Raw genomic sequence first — 1,966 nt, 5'->3', positions numbered from 1 at the left:
ACTGGTGGATGGTCGAGGTCCGCCATCAGTTCGGCGGCGACTACACCAATCCGGACGCGCCGTTGCTGCCCGCCGAACGGCATCCGGACCCGCTGACCGGATGCTGTCCACGCGCCGGGACGCAGACCCTGCGCGATGGCCTGGCGGCCGCGGTGGTCCGTGGTCTGCCGTCGTGGCAAGGGCGGCTGACACCGCACGTGCTGCGGCACTTCTGCGCGTCGTCGTTGTATGCCCAGGGCTTGGACGTCAAAGCGATCCAGGAGGTCCTCGGCCATTCCTGGTTGTCGACGACGACCCGGTACATCCACGTCCCGGTCGAGCATGTGACGCAGGCGTGGAACGTCAGCAATGCCCGCACCGCGGCCAGGTTGGGACAGCTCGAGAGGTGATGGGATGCAGTGGAACCTGCGGATGCGCGCGGCGCAGGCCGGGATCTGGAAGTCCACCGAGATGCGCCGCCGGCTGGCCGAGGCCGGGCTGCAGATCAGCGCCGGGAAGATGTCCGCGCTGTGGACGGGCACCCCGACCTCGATCCGCCTGGACGACCTCGACGTGATCTGCGCCGTGCTGGGATGCACGCCGGCGGATGTGCTGATCTGTGAACCGGAACAGGTCGCCGCGCGCCGCCCGCAGCAGACCCGGACCGCCGGCGACACGAGTGCGTTGCCGCCGCGGCTGGGCAGGCACACCTCGACACCGCCGGCATGACCGGCAAACCGAAGCCCTGCACGGTTTGCGGGGTCCGGCCACCGGCGATGCGGGAGATCCCGTACTGCTTCGTCTGCTGGCCAGGTGGCCCGGTCACCGCTCCGCCCTGCTACAAGTGCGGGTCGCGGACGGACTACTTCACGTCGGGGTTGTGCGCCCGATGCCACCCGCACGCGCCCGGGCAGAAGTCCCCGGTCTGGAACCTTGCCGGTCCGCTCGCGCGCCGCAAGGTGCTCATCGACGCCTGCCCGGACTGCCACGCCTGGGGCGTTACCCGCACCTACGGCTGGATCTGCGTCGCCTGCCGCGCGTTCCGCGAGACGCACCGCAACGTGGCGGACTGCGTCACCTGCGGGCAGCACGTCGCGCTCTACGACGACGGCTCCTGCCGGTTGTGTCACCGCCAGCGCAGCATGATCGCCCACGACCTCGGACGGCGCACCCGGGACGTCAGCATCGCCGACGCGGTCCGGCACGGCCAGCAGCTGTTTCTCGCCGGGATGTGGCACCAGCCCGGCACCGGCAAACGCCCTTACGTCAAGAAGACCGTCCCAGCGGACATGCGGTTGCTGCGCCCCGTCGGTCACCGCCAGCTCGTTCTGTTCGAGCTTGCCCGCGACCTGAAAGCCGGTCTGCGCAACGGATTCCCGCCACCGCCCGACCCTGCGCGGGAGGCGGCGCTGATCACGTTCGTCGGCGAGCACGCCACCCGCTACGGCTGGCGACCGAGCAAAGTCGACAGGGTGCGGCGGGCGATGCGCATCATGCTCGGTATCCAGGACACCCCGGGCGCGCCGATCCGCCGCAGCGACGTCGCGCTGCTGTCGCGGATCAAACACTCCGCAGCCGTGGTCGCCGACGTCCTCGCCGACGCCGGGCTGCTCGACGACGACCGGCAACCCGCGATCGTCACCTGGTTCGCCGCGACTGTCGCCGAGCTGCCCACGCCGATGCGGCACGAGCTCGACGTCTGGTTCGGCGTGATGCGCAACGGCTCGACCCGGCCACCACGACGCAAACCCCGAGCCGACGCCACGATCGGCACCCAACTGCGGTGGGCGCTGCCCGCGCTGCGGCAGTGGGCCGCTGTTCGCCCGTCGCTGCGGGAGATCGGCGTCGACGACGTCCGCGCCGTTCTGCCCACCGACCCGCTCGCCCGCTACACCATGCTGCAGGGCCTGCGCTCCATCTTCCGAGTCCTCAAAGGACAGAAGCTGGTCTTCGTCAACCCGACCACCCGAATGCCCACACGGCAACC

3 protein-coding genes are annotated in these 1,966 nt (G+C 70.4%); all 3 read left to right on the top strand.

Going from position 1 to position 1,966, the window contains the following annotated elements; translation table 11 throughout:
- The coding region (locus ACFPIJ_RS33530) for a tyrosine-type recombinase/integrase (protein ID WP_380121105.1) at positions 1–389 on the top strand (389 nt) is incomplete at its 5' end.
- A gap of 4 nt (positions 390–393) precedes the next feature.
- Positions 394–708, top strand: coding sequence for a helix-turn-helix domain-containing protein (locus ACFPIJ_RS33525; RefSeq protein ID WP_380121103.1), 315 nt, complete (start codon positions 394–396; stop codon positions 706–708).
- Positions 705–1,966, top strand: a 1,262-nt coding sequence (locus ACFPIJ_RS33520) for a hypothetical protein (protein WP_380121100.1), incomplete at its 3' end; no start/stop codon positions are given. The genes ACFPIJ_RS33525 and ACFPIJ_RS33520, both read left to right, overlap by 4 nt.

Origin of the sequence: Dactylosporangium cerinum, assembly GCF_042653625.1 — a bacterium.
Lineage (GTDB): Bacteria > Actinomycetota > Actinomycetes > Mycobacteriales > Micromonosporaceae > Dactylosporangium > Dactylosporangium cerinum.
Note: the sequence above shows the minus strand (reverse complement) of the source record. Positions and strands in the feature narration are given on the sequence as shown.

Coding starts and splice junctions, on each gene's coding strand:
- ACFPIJ_RS33525 (WP_380121103.1), top strand. CDS start 394: ATGCAGTGGAACCTGCGGATGCGCGCGGCGCAGGCCGGGATCTGGAAG.